At 61.1% G+C, this 16,949-nt stretch carries 17 protein-coding genes; 11 read left to right on the forward strand and 6 right to left on the reverse strand.

Features of this window, described 5'->3' with window-relative positions:
* Positions 1-22: 22 nt before the first annotated feature.
* Positions 23-1,690: an energy-dependent translational throttle protein EttA gene (ettA, locus tag A0251_RS05230; RefSeq protein ID WP_062815779.1), complete on the reverse strand. Its 1,668-nt coding sequence runs from the start codon at positions 1,688-1,690 to the stop codon at positions 23-25.
* A gap of 253 nt (positions 1,691-1,943) precedes the next feature.
* On the opposite strand from ettA, the gene glyA reads away from it, so the two are divergent.
* From glyA to A0251_RS05285, 11 genes are all read left to right on the forward strand, one after another.
* Positions 1,944-3,200 (forward strand): serine hydroxymethyltransferase, encoded by a 1,257-nt coding sequence (gene glyA / locus A0251_RS05235; protein ID WP_062815780.1) that lies wholly within the window; start codon positions 1,944-1,946, stop codon positions 3,198-3,200.
* A gap of 52 nt (positions 3,201-3,252) precedes the next feature.
* Positions 3,253-3,609 carry a four helix bundle protein gene (locus A0251_RS05240; protein ID WP_062815781.1) on the forward strand — a complete coding sequence of 119 codons (357 nt, stop codon included), beginning with the start codon at positions 3,253-3,255 and terminating at the stop codon, positions 3,607-3,609.
* A gap of 55 nt (positions 3,610-3,664) precedes the next feature.
* Positions 3,665-4,135 carry a transcriptional regulator NrdR gene (nrdR, locus tag A0251_RS05245; protein ID WP_062815782.1) on the forward strand — a complete coding sequence of 157 codons (471 nt, stop codon included), beginning with the start codon at positions 3,665-3,667 and terminating at the stop codon, positions 4,133-4,135.
* Between the two features lie 254 nt (positions 4,136-4,389).
* Complete coding sequence (gene ribD, locus A0251_RS05250) at positions 4,390-5,517, forward strand: bifunctional diaminohydroxyphosphoribosylaminopyrimidine deaminase/5-amino-6-(5-phosphoribosylamino)uracil reductase RibD (RefSeq protein WP_062816007.1); 1,128 nt, start codon at positions 4,390-4,392, stop codon at positions 5,515-5,517.
* Between the two features lie 98 nt (positions 5,518-5,615).
* Entirely contained in the window at positions 5,616-6,281 is a 666-nt protein-coding gene (locus A0251_RS05255) for a riboflavin synthase (RefSeq protein WP_062815783.1), read from the forward strand.
* Positions 6,282-6,447: 166 nt separating this feature from the next.
* Positions 6,448-7,557, forward strand: a complete 1,110-nt coding sequence (ribBA, locus tag A0251_RS05260; protein ID WP_062815784.1) for a bifunctional 3,4-dihydroxy-2-butanone-4-phosphate synthase/GTP cyclohydrolase II — start codon at positions 6,448-6,450, stop codon at positions 7,555-7,557.
* Positions 7,558-7,647: 90 nt separating this feature from the next.
* The gene (ribE, locus tag A0251_RS05265) at positions 7,648-8,118 is read left to right on the forward strand and encodes a 6,7-dimethyl-8-ribityllumazine synthase (RefSeq protein WP_062815785.1); all 471 of its coding nucleotides are present in this window, start codon (positions 7,648-7,650) and stop codon (positions 8,116-8,118) included.
* Positions 8,119-8,178: 60 nt separating this feature from the next.
* The gene (nusB, locus tag A0251_RS05270) at positions 8,179-8,631 is read left to right on the forward strand and encodes a transcription antitermination factor NusB (protein WP_062815786.1); all 453 of its coding nucleotides are present in this window, start codon (positions 8,179-8,181) and stop codon (positions 8,629-8,631) included.
* Positions 8,632-8,671: 40 nt separating this feature from the next.
* On the forward strand, positions 8,672-9,625 hold the full coding sequence (gene thiL / locus A0251_RS05275) for a thiamine-phosphate kinase (RefSeq protein WP_082810766.1): 954 nt from the start codon (positions 8,672-8,674) through the stop codon (positions 9,623-9,625).
* A 118-nt stretch (positions 9,626-9,743) separates the two neighbouring features.
* A complete protein-coding gene (locus tag A0251_RS05280) occupies positions 9,744-10,229 on the forward strand; it encodes a phosphatidylglycerophosphatase A (RefSeq protein WP_062815787.1) in 486 nt (161 codons plus the stop codon).
* A 178-nt stretch (positions 10,230-10,407) separates the two neighbouring features.
* On the forward strand, positions 10,408-11,634 hold the full coding sequence (locus tag A0251_RS05285) for a diguanylate cyclase (protein ID WP_062815788.1): 1,227 nt from the start codon (positions 10,408-10,410) through the stop codon (positions 11,632-11,634).
* A gap of 142 nt (positions 11,635-11,776) precedes the next feature.
* On the opposite strand, the gene dxs is transcribed toward A0251_RS05285, so the two are convergent.
* From dxs to A0251_RS05310, 5 genes are all read right to left on the reverse strand, one after another.
* Positions 11,777-13,693, reverse strand: coding sequence for a 1-deoxy-D-xylulose-5-phosphate synthase (dxs, locus tag A0251_RS05290; RefSeq protein ID WP_062815789.1), 1,917 nt, complete (start codon positions 13,691-13,693; stop codon positions 11,777-11,779).
* A 66-nt stretch (positions 13,694-13,759) separates the two neighbouring features.
* On the reverse strand, positions 13,760-14,656 hold the full coding sequence (locus A0251_RS05295; protein ID WP_062815790.1) for a polyprenyl synthetase family protein: 897 nt from the start codon (positions 14,654-14,656) through the stop codon (positions 13,760-13,762).
* Positions 14,646-14,888: an exodeoxyribonuclease VII small subunit gene (locus tag A0251_RS05300; protein ID WP_035244971.1), complete on the reverse strand. Its 243-nt coding sequence runs from the start codon at positions 14,886-14,888 to the stop codon at positions 14,646-14,648. The genes A0251_RS05295 and A0251_RS05300 overlap by 11 nt, the downstream gene beginning before the upstream one ends.
* 514 nt (positions 14,889-15,402) lie before the next feature.
* Positions 15,403-16,470: a porin gene (locus tag A0251_RS05305; protein WP_062815791.1), complete on the reverse strand. Its 1,068-nt coding sequence runs from the start codon at positions 16,468-16,470 to the stop codon at positions 15,403-15,405.
* A 25-nt stretch (positions 16,471-16,495) separates the two neighbouring features.
* The gene (locus A0251_RS05310) at positions 16,496-16,936 is read right to left on the reverse strand and encodes a universal stress protein (RefSeq protein ID WP_062815792.1); all 441 of its coding nucleotides are present in this window, start codon (positions 16,934-16,936) and stop codon (positions 16,496-16,498) included.
* Positions 16,937-16,949: the final 13 nt, after the last annotated feature.

The raw sequence follows: 16,949 nt of genomic DNA on the forward strand, positions 1-16,949 counted from the left end.
CCGGGGTGACCCTTCTACGGTTTTATACCTCGATACGCTTGTACTTCATGCGCTTGGGCTGCAGCGCGTCATCGCCCAATTGTTTGCGCTTGAATTCCTCGTACTCGGTATAGGAACCCTCAAACCATTCCACCCGCGCATCCCCCTCGAAGGAGAGGATGTGGGTGGCTACACGATCCAGGAACCAGCGATCGTGGGAAATCACGATGGCACAGCCCGGGAAGGCCAGCAGGGCTTCTTCCAGGGCCCGCAGGGTTTCCACATCCAGGTCGTTGGTCGGCTCATCGAGCAGCAACACATTGGCGCCCTGCTTGAGGAGTTTGGCAAGGTGCAGTCGATTTCGTTCCCCGCCGGACAGGTCTCCCACCCGTTTCTGCTGATCGCCTCCCTTGAAGTTGAAGCGGCCCAGGTAGGCGCGGCTGGGAACTTCGTAGTTGCCGATCTTGAGAATGTCGTTGCCGTCGGACACTTCTTCCCAGACCGTCTTCTTGCTGTCCAGGTCTTCCCGGCTCTGATCCACGTAGGCCATTTGTACGGTGTCGCCGATGACGATTTCGCCCTTGTCCGGGGTTTCCTGGCCGGCCAGCATGCGGAACAGTGTGGTCTTACCGGCACCGTTGGGGCCAATGATGCCGACGATGGCGCCCCGGGGAATCTGGAAGCTCAGATCTTCGTAGAGCAACTTGTGGTCGAACTCCTTGGCCACGTCATGCAGTTCGAAGACCTGTTCGCCCAGGCGCTCACCCGGCGGAATATAGAGCTCCTGGGTCTCGTTGCGCTTCTGGAATTCCTGGCTGGCCAGTTCCTCGAAGGCGGCCACCCGGGCCTTGTTCTTGCTGCGGCGGCCTTTGGGGTTCTGGCGTACCCACTCCAGTTCCTTCTCCACGGTCTTGCGGTGGGCGGACTCGGATTTGGCTTCCTGTTCCAGACGCTTCTCCTTCTGTTCCAACCAGGAAGAGTAGTTGCCTTTCCAGGGAATGCCCTCGCCGCGGTCCAGTTCCAGGATCCATTCGCAGGAGTTGTCCAGGAAGTAGCGGTCGTGGGTGACCGCCACCACGGTGCCGGGGAACTCGTGCAGGAAACGCTCCAGCCAGGCCACGGACTCCGCGTCCAGGTGGTTGGTGGGCTCATCCAGCAGCAGCATGTCCGGGGCGCTCATGATCAGGCGGCACAGGGCCACCCGGCGGCGTTCACCCCCGGACAGATGCTCGACGCTGGCATCCCAGGGTGGCAGGCGCAGGGCGTCGGCGGCGATTTCCAGCTTGCGCTCCAGGTTATGGGCATCGCTGGTTTCGATGATGGCTTCCAGCTTGGCCTGCTCGGCGGCCAGCTTGTCGAAATCCGCATCCTCTTCCGCGTAGGCGGCGTACACCTCGTCCAGGCGCTGCTGGGCGCTGAGAATTTCGGTGAGGGCTTCTTCGACAATCTCGCGGACATTCTTGCTGGGGTCCAGTTCCGGCTCCTGGGGCAGGTAGCCGATATTGATGCCCGGCTGCGGCCGTGCTTCACCCAGATAATCCTTGTCCACCCCGGCCATGATGCGCAGCAGGGTGGATTTACCCGACCCGTTGAGGCCCAGCACGCCGATCTTGGCGCCGGGGAAGAACGACAGGGAGATGTCTTTCAGGATGTGCTTTTTCGGCGGGACGACCTTGCCCACCTTGTCCATGGTGAAGATGTACTGGCTCATAAACTCCGACCGCAGTGTCATTGAGTGTGCGGGGCAAGGGGGACAGTCATCCCGGGACCCCGGCGGAATGGCGCCTAAGCTAACGGAAAGCGCCTCTGAGTGAAAGACCGCGGGTTCTCCCGGGGAGCCGATGCCCCCGCCCGGGGCATGAGATGACTGGCAGGTTCTCATGAGTCGACTTCATGTGTCTTTGCGGCCGGTTTTGGTTAGAATACGCGCCCCTGAATCCATCAATGACTCCGTAGGGTAGCCCATGTTCCCGAAATCCATGTCCATCGCCGAGTTTGACCCGGAAATCCAGGCGGCCATCAAGGCCGAGGAAATCCGCCAGGAAGAGCATATCGAGCTGATTGCCTCTGAAAACTACGCGTCTCCACGGGTCATGGAAGCCCAGGGGTCCGTGCTGACCAACAAATACGCGGAAGGCTATCCGGGCAAGCGCTACTACGGCGGTTGTGAGAATGTGGACGTGGTCGAGCAATTGGCCATCGACCGGGCCTGCGAGCTGTTTGGTGCCGATTGGGCCAACGTGCAGCCGCATTCCGGTTCCCAGGCCAATGGCGCCGTCTACATGGCCATGCTGCAGCCGGGCGACACCGTGCTGGGTATGAGCCTGGACGCGGGCGGTCATCTGACCCACGGCGCCAAGCCGAACTTCTCCGGCAAGACCTACAAGGCGGTGCAGTACGGCCTGGACAATGACACCGGCCTGATCGACTACGAGCAGGTGGAAGCCCTGGCCCGTGAGCACAAGCCGAAGATGATCGTGGCCGGCTTTTCTGCCTACTCCCAGGTCGTGGACTGGCAGCGTTTCCGGGATATCGCCGACGAAGTGGGCGCCATCCTGCTGGTGGACATGGCCCACGTGGCCGGTCTGGTAGCGGCGGGCGTGTACCCGAGCCCGGTGGGCATTGCGGATATCACCACCACCACCACCCACAAGACCCTGGGCGGTCCCCGTGGCGGCCTGATCATGGGCAAGGCCAACGAAGACATTCAGAAGAAGATCAACTCTGCGGTATTCCCCGGTGGCCAGGGTGGCCCGCTGGAGCACGTGATCGCCGCCAAGGCGATCTGCTTCAAGGAAGCCATGCAGGCGGACTTCAAGGGCTACCAGCAGCAGGTAGTGAAGAACGCCCAGGCCATGGCCAGCGTCTTCATCGAGCGTGGTTTCGACGTGGTTTCCAATGGCACCGAAAACCACCTGTTCCTGCTCAGCCTGATCAAGCAGGACATCACCGGCAAGGATGCGGACGCCGCCCTGGGCCGCGCCAACATCACCGTGAACAAGAACGCCGTGCCCAACGACCCGCGTTCCCCGTTCGTCACCTCCGGCCTGCGCATCGGCTCCCCGTCCATCACCCGCCGCGGCTTCAGCGAAGCCGACGCCAAAGAACTGGCTGGCTGGATCTGCGACATCCTCGACAACATGGGCGATGAGTCTGTGATCGAGCAGGTGAAAGGAAAAGTGAAAGAGATTTGTGCGCGGTTGCCGGTGTACGAAAGATAAAGGCAGTGAACAGTTAACAGTGAATAGTTAACAGCGAAAACCGGGGGCATGGATGGCTGACCGGCATGTGGCGCGGGAGAAATCCCGCGCTTTTGCGTTTAGGATCGTGAAGTGTTGCGAGTTTCTGCAGAGCCAGAGACGAGAATATGTGCTGAGTAAGCAGCTTTTACGTTGCGGCACGGCTATTGGTGCTTTGATCCGTGAAGCGGAATATGCAGAAAGTAAAGCGGACTTTATTCATAAAATGCACATTGCTTTGAAAGAGGCGAATGAAACCGACTACTGGATAGACCTGCTGCTGGATTCAGGCTATTTCAGTGAAGAAGCGGGGGTATCGCTGCAATCGGATTGCCGTGAACTTTTGCGCGTTCTGATCGCCATTATTAAAACCACAAAAGCTCGTAGTTAACGGGTCTTCGCTGTTAACTATTAACTGTTCACTGTTAACTATTTCGAGGTTCCCGATGTTCTGTCCATTCTGTGCCGCCCAGGACACCAAAGTGATCGATTCGCGTCTGGTCGCGGATGGCGGGCAGGTGCGTCGGCGGCGGGAGTGTCTCAGCTGCAACGAGCGGTTTACCACCTTTGAAACGGCAGAGCTGGTAATGCCGCGGTTGGTGAAGTCTGATGGGACCCGTCAGCCTTTCGACGAAGCCAAGTTGCGGGCCGGGATGTTGCGGGCGCTGGAGAAGCGTCCGGTGAGCATGGAGGATCTGGAGGCGGCGATCAGTCGTGTTTGCCACCGCTTGCGGGCCACCGGGGAGCGTGAGCTGCCGGCCCGGGAGCTGGGCGAGTTCGTGATGGAAGAGTTGCAGCAACTGGACGATGTGGCCTATGTGCGCTTCGCGTCCGTGTATCGCAGCTTTCAGGATATTTCCGAGTTTTCTGCAGAGGTGGATCGCCTGCGCGGAAAAAGCGACAAGAAAGACGATTAGCTATTCCGGCTCCGGGGCCTCTGAAGCCATCGTTCACAAAGAGGTGAGCGGTGGCTTTTTGGTTCTGTTGCCAATGAAGTATTCGACTGCCTCGCCGCCATGATGCAAACAGCGGATATCCCGGGGTTTCCGTCCTCTCGCTGACGCTATCGCCGCTTCGGCTCGCCTGTGCAGGCATCGCGCGGGGTAGTTTGTGGGAGAGTCAGATCGCTTTGTTGCGGCACCGGAGTCCGGCATCCAGTAGAATGCTCGCCATGTTTACACGTCTGGATCATCAATATATGGCCCGTGCCCTGCAGTTGGCAGAGCAGGGGTTGTACACCACTGACCCCAACCCCCGGGTGGGATGTGTGCTGGTGCGCGACGGAGAGATCGTCGGTGAAGGCTTTCATGCCCGTGCCGGCGAGCCCCATGCGGAGCGTCATGCCCTGGCCGCAGCGGGAGATCGGGCCCGCGGGGCCACCGCCTATGTGACCCTGGAGCCCTGTTCTCATACGGGGCGCACCGGGCCTTGCGCGGATGCCCTGGTGGACGCCGGGGTCGCCAGGGTGATCGCCGCCATGGAAGACCCCAACCCCCAGGTGGCGGGCAATGGCATGGCGAGGCTGGCCACGGCGGGAATCGACACCGCAACGGGGTTGCTGGAGAGCGACGCACGGGCGTTGAATCCGGGCTTTATTTCGCGCATGACACGCCAGCGACCCTTTATCCGTATCAAGATTGCCGCCAGTGTGGATGGCCGCACGGCCATGGCCAGCGGCGAATCCCAGTGGATTACCGGCCCGGCGGCCCGAGAGGATGTGCAGCGGTTGCGCGCCCGCAGTTCAGCGGTGATTACCGGGGTGGGAACGGTGCTGGCTGATCGTCCCTCTTATACCGTACGCCCGGCCCAGTGGACGCGTGCCGATTATCATCGCCAGGCCGGTGGCCAGTGGGTGCGCCAGCCCCTGCGGGTGATTCTGGATCGCACCCTGCAGACGCCCCCGGATGTGCCGGTGGTCAGCGCCCCGGGCCATTGCCTGCTGGTGGCCGGCGAGCAGCATCCGGGGCGGCAGAATGCCCTGGAATCTGCCGGGGCGGAGGTGATGCTTCTGCCGGCCTCCGGGTCCGGGATTGACCTGAAACAGTTGCTGATCGAACTGAACCGGCGCGAATGCAACGAAGTACTGGTAGAATGTGGCGCCACGCTGGCCGGGGCCTTCGTTCGCGAGGGGCTGTTCGACGAGCTGATCGTCTTTATGGCGCCGGCCCTGCTGGGCTCATCGGCGCGCCCGCTGCTGGGGTTGCCGCAGCTGGCCAGCATGAGCGAGAAGGTGGCCCTGAAATGGCAGGATGTGCGGATGGTGGGTGGTGATCTTCGCCTGACGCTGACTCCGGCCTGACAACCCCTGCCGTAGGAGCGTCGCTGGCGGCGCGATCACCGACGCCGGGGATCGCGCCGCCAGCGACGCTCCTACGGTGAGAAATAACGAGGTTTTCCATGTTTACCGGCATTATTGAAGCCATGGGCCAGGTCGCGGCCATGACCCCCAAGGGGGGCGACGTGACGTTGCTGATCAAGAGCGACGCACTGGACTTTTCCGATGTGCAGCTGGGTGACTCCATTGCCGTCAACGGCGTCTGCCTGACCGCCACGGCCCTGCCCGGCGGTGCTTTCGAGGCAGATGTGTCCGGTGAAACCCTGTCGCTGACTTCTCTCAAGCAGATTGCTGTGGGCAGCCAGGTGAACCTGGAAAAGGCGCTGACACCGACCACCCGGCTGGGCGGACACCTGGTCAGTGGCCACGTGGATGGCCTGGGCAAGATCGTGCAGATGAAGCAGGATGCCCGCTCGGTGCGCATTGATATCGAGGCCCCGGCGGAGCTGGCCCGCTACATCGCCCACAAGGGCTCCATTACCGTGGATGGCATCAGCCTGACGGTGAACAGCGTGGCGGGTGCGGTGTTCTCTCTGAACATTATTCCCCATACCCAGGATGTGACCACCATTGGTCAATGGCAGGTGGGGACGCCAGTGAACCTGGAAGTTGATATCATAGCCCGCTATCTGGAGCGCCTGTTGCTGGGCGACAAGGCCGCCGAGCCGAATGCGGAGGGTATCTCCATGGCATTTCTGGCCGAAAACGGGTTTTTGAAGGGCAGTTGAAAGTGAAAAGTTGAAAGTAGAAACGCGGATCAGGGCTGGACGTTGGTTGTCGCCGTCTCAGCCGCGATTCGGGGTGAGCGCGGGCACGGCAGTGCTGAACAGCTGAGCCAAGCCGCGCTTTTCAACTTTCAACGTTGAACTTTCAACTCCAACAGCGAGTGAAGTTATGCAGCTCAACAGTATTGAAGAACTGATCGAAGACATTCGCCAGGGCAAGATGGTCGTCCTGATGGATGATGAAGACCGGGAAAACGAAGGTGATCTGGTCATGGCCGCCGAGCATGTGACCGCCGAGGCCATCAATTTCATGGCCAAGTATGGCCGTGGACTGATCTGCATGCCCATGTCCCGGGAGCGCTGCGAGCTGCTGGAGCTGCCGTTGATGGTGCAGAGCAACGGCAGTGGTTTCGGTACCAAGTTCACCGTGTCCATCGAGGCCCGTGAAGGGGTGACCACCGGTATTTCCGCCGCGGATCGCGCCCGCACCGTGCAGGCCGCCGTGGCACGCAATGCCCGCGCCTATGACATTGTGCAGCCTGGCCACATCTTCCCGTTGATGGCCGAGCCCGGTGGCGTGCTGCGTCGCGCCGGTCATACCGAAGCGTCCTGTGACCTGGCCATGCTGGCCGGTTGCGAGCCTGCCGGGGTGATCTGCGAGGTGATGAACGAAGACGGCTCCATGGCTCGCCGGGAAGATCTGGAAGTGTTCGCCAAGGAACATGACCTGAAAATCGGCACCATTGCGGACCTGATTCAGTACCGCGCCCTGAACGAGAAAACCATTGAGCAGGTATCCGACAATGCCCTGGATACCTGGTATGGCGACTTTCGTCTGGTGGCTTTCCGCGACACCGTGGACGGGCTCACCCATGTGGCACTGGTGAAAGGCGAGATCAGCGAAGACAGGGAAGTGACGGTTCGGGTGCACCAGGTGGACCCGTTGCGGGATCTGATGAGCGCCAAGATGAATGGTCGCACCGGCTGGAACATGCATCGGGTGCTGGAAGCCGTTTCCGAGGCCGATGCCGGTGTGGTGATTATTCTCGGCCAGGATTATGAATCCCAGGATACCGTGGAGCGCCTGGAGAGTTTCTTTGGCGGCACCGCCGCCAAGCCCAAGGGTGAATCCCGTGCCTACCGGAATATTGGCACCGGCTCCCAGATCCTCAAGGCCCTGGGCGTGCGCAAGATGCGCCTGCTCAGCTCGCCGATGAAGTTCAACGCGCTCAGTGGCTTCGATCTGGAAATCACCGAGTACGTGGAAGCGGATAGTTAAGCGAGTCGAACGTCTGAGATCGGACGTTCGACGGCACGTTAAATACTGCGTCGGTCGCCTTGCGCCACCGGCACTGACAGGAAGGCAAGCATGCAAAACATCAAAACCCTGGAAGGCACTCTGAACAATGTGGGCGGTCGTTACGGCATCGTCGTCGCCCGTTTCAACAGTTTTGTGGTGGAAGCCCTGCTGGAAGGCGCGGTGGATGCACTGGTGCGTCACGGCGTCAGCGCGGATGACATTGAGATCATCCGGGTCCCCGGTGCCTGGGAATTGCCGGTGGCGGTGAAGAAGATTATCGAAAAGCGTGATTACGACGCGGTAATTACCCTGGGTGCGGTGATTCGTGGCGGCACCGCCCACTTTGAATATGTGGCCGGCGAAGCCGCCAAGGGCATTGCCGGTGTGCAGAATGCCACTGGTGTGCCGGTGGTCTTCGGTGTGCTGACCGTGGATACCATCGAACAGGCCATCGAACGTTCCGGTACCAAGGCCGGAAACAAGGGGGCTGAAGCGGCCATGAGCGCGCTGGAAATGGTTTCCCTGTTTAAGGCACTGTAATTATTCGGGACGCGGCGCGGGGCGCAGGCGTCCCGCACCACTTCCTGACGTTGAGGCAGCATGAACAATCCTTCTACACCCAGTGCCCGCCGCAAGGCGCGCCGATTCACCATGCAGGCCCTGTATCAGTGGCAGCTGGCCGGTGCCGCCGTGAGCGACATCGAAGCCCAGTTCCTGGCCAACCAGGATTTTGCCAAGGCAGATCGTGAGTACTTCCATGACCTGCTGCACGGGGTACCGGCCCAGGTGAAAGAGCTGGACGAGCTGCTGACGCCTTTTCTCGATCGTCGGGTGGAAGAGCTCTCCCAGATCGAGAAAGCGATCCTGCGGTTGGGCGCCTTCGAGCTCAAAGAGCGGCTGGATGTGCCCTACCGCGTGGTGATCAACGAAGGTATCGAACTGGCCAAGGTGTTCGGTGCCGACGATTCCTTCAAGTACGTCAATGGCGTACTCGACAAGCTGGCGCGCAAGCTGCGCTACCAGGAAGCGTCCGAACGTCCTTTCCGCGATTGAGCGGGTGCGCGCAGGGCCGCCTGCGCGCTATGCTTCTCCCATGACAGCTTCTCCCACGTCGCACACGCTGGATGAGTTTTCCCTGATCCGGCGCTATTTTCATCGCCATGGCCACCACGGGCAGGATGCCGGCGTGGTGCTCGGCCCCGGTGATGATGCCGCGATTCTGATTCCTCCCGCTGGCCAGCAATTGGTGATGACCCAGGACACCAGCCTGGAAGGTCGCCATTTTCCCGCCGACATGGATGCCGCGGATGTGGGCTACCGCTGCCTGGCAGTGAACCTGTCGGACCTGGCGGCCATGGGCGCGGATCCTCTCTGGTTCCTGCTCTCGCTGACCCTGCCCGATGTGGATGAGGCCTGGCTGGCCGGGTTTGCCGATGGCCTGTTTGCGCTGGCGGACCGTGCCGGTATTTCCCTGGTGGGCGGGGATGTGACCCGGGGGCCGCTGTCCGTTTCCATTCAGGCCACTGGCGCGGTGCCACCGGGGCAGGCCCTGCGCCGTGATGGCGCGCAGGTTGGCGATCGCATCTGTGTGGGTGGGGTGACCGGCGCCGGGCTGCTGGGGCTGCAGCAATGGCAGCAGGGCAAGCGCAGCGGTGCTGCCATTGATCACTTCCGGCGCCCCTCTCCGCAGCTCAGTCTGGGATTGGCCCTGCGTGGCCGCGCCACCGCGTGCATTGATATTTCTGACGGGGTGCTGGCGGATCTGGGGCACATCCTGGCCGCATCCGGTGATCTGGGGGCCTGCTTGCAGGAAGACGCCTTGCCGTTGCATTCAGCGTTGCTGGCCGGTTGCAGCGAGCAGGAGCAGCGCCGCTTGCAGCTCCAGGGTGGTGATGATTATCTGCTGCTCTTTACCTTGCCGGAACAGGAAAGCCTGCCTCCGGGCTGCTATTGTCTGGGGACGGTGGAGCAGCAGGAGGGCCTGCGACTGGCAGCCCCGGATGGAACAATAACCACGTTGCAAGCCAGCGGCTGGCAGCACTTTTGATAACGTAGAGTTGGAGTAGGGTGCACTGAGCCTAAGCGAACTGCACCGGCCCAACGTCTGATGGTGCAGTTCGCCTTCGGCTCAGTGCACGCTACGTCATAATGAAAGAGAATTGTCGATGGAACTGAAACGCCCGAAGATGACAAACCCGGTTCACTTTCTTGCCTTCGGCTTTGGTTCCGGGCTGGCGCCCATTGCGCCGGGTACCTTTGGCACCCTGGCGGCCATGCCTATCTGGTGGCTGTGTGCCCAATTGCCTCTGTGGGGTTATTTGCTGGTGACAGCGCTGGTGATCGCGGTGGGGCCATTCCTGTGCGGCAAAACCTCCCACGACATGCATGTGCATGATCACCCGGGCATTGTCTGGGATGAAATTGCCGGCTTGCTGATCACCATGATTGCGGTACCGGTAACCTGGTGGGGGGCGCTGGCAGGGTTTGTCGCTTTCCGGGTGTTCGACATCATCAAGCCCTGGCCCATTGGCTGGCTGGACCGTCGCGTGGACGGCGGCTTGGGGATCATGGTGGATGACCTGTTGGCCGGGGTGTATGCGGCGGTGGTGGTGCAATTACTGATTGCCTTTTTGCCGCAGTGGTTTACCTGAGTCGAGGGCTGACCATCGCAGGCCACAGATCGCCCGGCATCCACGTGCTGTTGCATTGTCCGGATTCCCCCCTAATATCGTTTTGTCACTACCGCTGGCGCGAAAAGGATGGCGCCGCGCAGTGTTAACTTTTAGCCTGAACGAATAATAACTGACCAACCGCAGGCAGGGATTTGCCATGTCGGATACCGATCCCCGTTCCAGGCGGGTGGTGGTGCCGGGGGTGCGCTGGTTACGCTTTCCCCGGCGCCTGGAAACCGAATACCGTGACTATCAGTGCCGGGAAGCCGTGGAAGGTTTCCGGGTCAATGCCTTCTATATCCTTCTGCTTTACGTCCTGTTGATCACCGGTATCTACGCGCTGGCGCCGGAAGCCGTGCGTGGCCGCTGGCTGGCCACGTATACCTGGGTGGGCGTCATTGTGCTGGTGGCGGGTGGTCTGGCCCAGGTGTCGGCGCTGAATCGTTATTTTCCCTGGTATGCGGGGCTGGGCAGTTTTCTTGCCGTGGCGGTGTCCATGGCCATTCCCGGCTTTATTGACGGCCCCGTTGCCGTTCAGCTTGCCCATGTGTCGGTGATCTATGCTCTGGTGATTGTCTACGCCATGGTGGGGTTGCGTTTCCCGGTGGCGGTGGCGGCTTGCTGGGGGGGCGGGCTATTGGGCTGGTGGTTGTCGGAACGCTTCGGTCAGGGCGTCGATTGGCAGATGACCCATCGTACCTATACCGGGGTGAATCTGTTGGGCATGTTTCTGTGCTATACCAGCGAGGTGCGGGATCGGCTGCTGTTTTTCAACCAGCGGCAACTGCTGCGCCAACAACAGCGCACCCAGGCCCTGGCGGAACGTCTGCACCGTCTGAGCCGGGAGGACAGCCTGACCGGGCTGGCCAATCGGCGCTCCTTTGACGAGGCTCTGGATCGTGAATGGCGACGCTGCCAGCGTGACAAGCAGCCGTTGACTCTCATGCTGGTGGATGTGGACTGTTTCAAAGCCTACAACGACCACTACGGGCATTTGCAGGGCGACCGGTGTCTGCAGCAGCTGTCCAATGAATTGCGCCGTCACGGCCGGCGTGGCGGTGACGTGGTGGCGCGTTTCGGCGGGGAAGAATTTGTCATGCTGTATCCGGGCATCGGCGACACCGAGGCACAACAGCTGGCCGCGAGGGTGTGCCGGTCGGTACGGGCTCTGGCACTGCCCCATAGCCAAAATCCCGGCACCGATGAGGTGACGGTCAGTATTGGCGTGGCCGTGCTGGTGCCGACGCCCAACCAGACCCCCCGGGCGTTGCTGGATGCGGCGGACCGGGCTCTTTATCAAGCCAAACAAAGTGGCCGCGATACCTGGCGACTGTATGAGCCGCCGCCCAAAGTGCGGCTGGTCAAGGATGACAAAGGGTTGTAAGACCCGGAAGCAGGGTGTCTTCTCGGTGTACCGTACAGGATCCCGGCACCGCCTTTCATACCGCCCCTCGTTCGCGCTATCAGAGAAAATTCCGGGAAGATTTTCCTCGGGCCACACACGGTAAGACGGCTTGCTGCGGGAATCAGCGCGCTTCGCGCAGCCGTTGCTGTTCGCTCAGGCGCGCGCGGATTTGCGTCTCGATCCCTTCGGCATCCAGGCCGGCCTGGGCCAGCAATGCATCCCGCTTGCCGTGGTGGATGAAGTGATCGGGCAGCGCCAGATTGAGCACATCGACCAGCAGCCCCTCCTCGTGGAGCAATTCATTGACTGCCGAGCCGGCACCGCCCATACGCTGATGGTCTTCCACGGTCACCAGCAGGGTATGACTGGCGGTGGCCTTGAGGATGGCGTCACGATCAAGCGGTTTTACCCAGCGCATGTCCAGCACGGTGGCATTCAGGGCTTTCCCGGCGTCCAGTGCTGCGGGGGTGAGGGCGCCAAAGGCCAGGATGGCTACCTGCTGGCCGTCGCGCAGGGTACGTGCCTGGCCAATGGGCAGGGTGTCCAGCGCTTTTTCAATCGCGACACCGGGGCCGGTACCGCGGGGGTAGCGCACCGCCGCCGGGCCTTCGTGCTGGTAGGCGCTACTCAGTAACTGCCGGCACTCATTCTCGTCGGAGGGTGCGGCGATGATCATGTTGGGGACCGTGCGCAGGTAGGCCAGGTCAAACACGCCGCCATGGGTGGCGCCGTCCTCACCGACCAGTCCGGCCCGATCCAGAGCAAAGGTCACATCCAGGTCCTGCAGGGCCACGTCGTGGATCAGTTGGTCATAGCCGCGCTGCAGGAAGGTGGAGTAGATCGCCACCACCGGTTTCTGGTTTTCGCAGGCCAGGCCGCCGGCCAGGGTCACTGCGTGTTGTTCGCAGATAGCCACATCATGAAAGCGGTCCGGGAAGCGCCGGCTGAATTCCACCATGCCGGAGCCTTCGCACATGGCCGGGGTAATGCCCACCAGCCGCTTGTCCTGCGCGGCCATGTCGCACAGCCACTGGCCAAAGATATCCTGGTACTTGGGTTTTTTGGGCTGGCTGGGGACGGCCACCTGGACCTTGGGTTTGGGTTCGATCTTGTTGATGGCGTGGTAGCCCACCGGGTCCGCTTCCGCCGGGGCGAAGCCCTTGCCCTTGGTGGTGTAGATATGGAGTAACTGGGGGCCCTCCAGGGCGCGCATGTTACCCAGGGTACGGACCAGCTCGTCCACATTGTGGCCGTCGATGGGGCCGATGTAATTGAAGCCGATGGCCTCGAACAGCATGTCCGGGCTGACCATGTTTTTCATGCTCTCTTCGGTGCGGCGAATAAAATCCCAGGCCGCCGGCATGGTGGAGAGCACTTTTTTGCCCCCTTCGCGCAGGGCGATGTAGCTCTTGCTGGCCCAGATGCGCGCGAAGTAGTTGGACAGGCCGCCCACATTGTGGGAAATCGACATGTTGTTGTCGTTGAGGATCACCAGCAGGTTGGAGCGGGTATGGGCCGCATGGCTCATGGCCTCGAAAGCCTGGCCGGCGGTCATGGCGCCGTCACCGATAATGGCCACGGCACGGCGGTCACTGCCTGCCATTTCTGCCCCCAGTGCCATGCCCAGGGCGGCACTGATGGAGGTGGAGGAGTGGCCCACGCCAAAGGTGTCGTACTCGGATTCGCTGCGCTTGGGAAAACCGGACAGGCCGTCCTGCTGACGGATGCTGGTGATGCCTTCGCGGCGCCCGGTAAGGATTTTGTGCGGATAGCACTGGTGGCCCACATCCCATACCAGCCGGTCATCCGGGGTGTTGTACAGATAGTGGAGCGCCACGGTCAGTTCCACCACGCCCAGGCCGGCACCGAAGTGACCGCCACACTGGCCCACAGCGTAAAGCAGGTATTCACGCAGTTCGTCGACTACCTGCTCCAGCCGGGTGGCAGGTAGCCGTCGTAGCTCGGCGGGGCTGGTCAGGGTGTCCAGCAGCGGCGTGGCCGGGCGAGTCAACGGAATTTGCGTAAATGTCTTGGGCATAGAGATATGCAGCCTGAAATGCACGGCGAAATGAGTGCCTAGTATACCTTCACCGGGCGTCAGGCGTCAGTGATCGCGGGAGATGATGTATTGTGCCAATTGTTGCAAAGGTTGGGCGCTTTCTCCATAGCCGGCCAGGGTCTGTTGCGCCTGCTGGCAAAGCTCCCGGGCCCGTTGCTGGCTCTGTGCCAGGCCAAGCAGGGAGGGGAAGGTGCTTTTCTGCAGCTTTTGATCGGACCCGGAGGGTTTGCCCAGCTGTTCGGTGCCGGCCGTGATATCGAGAATATCGTCCTGGATCTGGAAGGCCAGTCCGATGGCATCACCAAACCGGTTCAGGTCGCCAAGTAATGTGGCATCCTCCACCTCGGCGGCAAAGTAGCCCAGTTGCAGGCTGGCAGTGATCAGCCGGCCGGTCTTGAGGTAGTGCATTTCTTCCAGTGCTGCCACCGTCTGCTGTTGGCCCTGGGCGAGCATGTCCTGCATCTGGCCGGCGGCCATGCCGTCCACGCCTGCTGCCAGGCATAGGTGGCGGATCATGGCGATGCGGGTTTCGGCACGATAATGCCCCCCGCTGGCGAGCAATTCGAAGGCGCGGGTATGCAGGGTATCGCCGGCCAGAATGGCGGTGGCCTCGTCAAAGGCCTTGTGGCACGTGGGCTGGCCCCGGCGCAGGTCATCGTCGTCCATGGCTGGCAGGTCATCGTGGACCAGCGAATAGGCATGGATCAGCTCCACAGCGGCGGCGGGCACGTCGGCTTTGCCGGGTTCGGCGCCGGCCAGCTGGGCAGCGCCATAGACCAGTAGGGGGCGAATGCGCTTGCCGCCGCTGAGAGCTGCATAGCGCATGGCCTGGCTCAGCCGCGGGGCGGCGCTGATGGCAGGCACGAAGGTATCCAGTGCCTGCTCCAGGCGGGCCCGGCTGGTTTCTCCCAGCTGGTCCAGGGCGGGGAAGTTACTGGCCATTGTCTTCACCGGCAAAGGGAGCCGGTTCGGCGTCAGTGTTCTGTTCCAGCAGAATGCGCACCTTTTGCTCGGCCTGCTGCAGAGCCTGCTGGCACTCACGGGAAAGGCGAACCCCTTCTTCAAAGGCTTTCAGGGACTCTTCCAGCGTCAGGTCACCGGATTCCATCCGTTCCACCAGGGATTCCAGATTGTCCAGTGAGGTTTCCAGCGCGGGGGCTGCCTGCTTTGCCATGGGTCTCTCCTAGCCTGAGTATGTCACCAAAACGCGCTGAGCTATTCATCGGTGCGATGATAGCAGTTGGACAGGCGATTTGGGGGGTCCGGGTCAGTGCATCCGGCGGGAACAGTAATGCACAGGCGGTGGTGAATCAATTGCTATCTACCGATCTGCGGGGGGCAGGGGGAGCACTGTTCTATTTTTTTGATCATTTGCAAGTAGCTGATAACGAAGGAAGAAATCGGGATTTTCAGAAGCCGTGAGAGATTGATTCCAAATGGTTCTAACCAGGGGGTTCCGGTGCCGGCGGGAGGCTGCTTATAGTGAAAGACCCGCCGGAGGCCGTAGACCGCTTCTTCCTCTGATCTCCTAAGCTATGGCGTCTCGTCTGCGCGTCACCGGCGGGATCCTTTTCCTTCCGCGCCAACGAAGCGAGTGATTTCCTGAAATTCAACACCTCACAGGCCCGACCGATCGGCCCGGGCCTGTGGTGTTTGCGGCCGCACGGTACAACGCGGCGGGACGCCATTCAGAAATCGTAGCGCAGCCCCGCCGTGAAGACCTGTCCGTCGCTTTGCACCTGATAACCGGCCAGGGGATTAAAGCTGTCCGAGTTAGGGGTGTAGATCGCGTAGCCCAGCTCTTCATAGAAATATTCGGCAAACAACTTGAGTGCCTCGGTGTGCTGGTAGTCCACCCCCACATGGACGGAATCGCCCTGGAAAAAGGCTTCGCCTTCACCATCGCTTTCCTCTCCCTGGGCATACATGGCCTTGAAGGTGTACTTGTTCCAGCTGTAGGAACCATACAGGTTGTAGGTGATCGGGTCCGGATCCTCACTGACACTGCTGTGGGACAACAGCTGTTCCACCTTGGCCGCGAAACGCCAGGGACCGGTGGTGTAGGTGGCTGAAGCACCGACCTGATCCGGGCGGTCGCCGGAGTCCTGTTCGGTGTCCTGAAAGGCCGCTGCCAGTGTCAGCTTGTCCAGCGACCAGGACAGTGCATATTGCATGGTGTCCAGGTAGCGGGTGCCGGCTTCGTCGGTCATATCCACCCCGGATACGGTGGCGGTGATGCCGGCCAAGCTTGGCGAGGTATAGGTCAGGGCGTCACGGCGAAAGGCGGACTGGGTCGCGTAGCCGGAGTAGAACGAACTGAAGAAATCCACCGGGTAAGCCACATTGTTGTAGTAGGCCAGCCACTGGGTGCCGACGGTGACGCTGCCATATTGATCATGGGCCGCAGAAATCGTGGCGACGCGGGGCATGCTGTTGTTGTCTTCCTTGTAAAGCTCCTGGAAGAAAGTGGGATCCTCGGCACGCAGGCGGGCGGAGTTGATCGGGAACTCCAGTGTGGCGGTGATATCCACGTTGTCGAAGTCATTGTAGCTGGCGTTAACGCCAAGCCGGGAATAGGCATCACGCAGTCCCGTGTAGGAATCGTCTTCGCCCGGTTGCGCCTCATCCACCGAGACCGCTTCGGCCTGAATGCGTAACGAACCGTAGGGGGTGACGGTCAACTCTGCATGGGCCGGTATGGCTGCCATGGCCGCGAGCAAGGCCGCGCTCAGCGGCAGGGTATGTGGGTGTTTCATCCTTGATCTCCCTTTTATTTCAGATTCAGACAATCAGTACCGGGCAGGACGCCAGGCTGGCCACTCGCTGGGAGACACTGCCCAGAAAGTAACCGTCCACATCGCCGCTGGTGCCCCGTGAGCCCATCACAATCAGATCCACATTGTTGTCTTTGGCAAAACGGATAATGGCCCGGGATGGTCTGCCTCCCTTGACGAAGGCCCGTACATTTCGGGCGCCGGCCTTCGTGGCCAGCTGTTTGGCCTGATCTGCCACCGAAGACGCGTACTCCTTTAGCGCATCATCCGGCAGCTGCACATCATTGGGGCGAACCATGGAAAGGGATGCCTCGAAGAGGCTGTGGTGTTTGAAAACGCAAAGCAGAAGCAGCTGCGCATCATTGTCCTGCTGCAACCTGGCGGCATGTTCAAGGGCGTTGAGTGCGCCCTGTGAGCCATCGACGGGGACGAGAATTCGTTGATACATACCTGCCTCCTTG

Source organism: Alcanivorax sp. NBRC 102024 (genome assembly GCF_001602235.1).
GTDB lineage: Bacteria > Pseudomonadota > Gammaproteobacteria > Pseudomonadales > Alcanivoracaceae > Alcanivorax.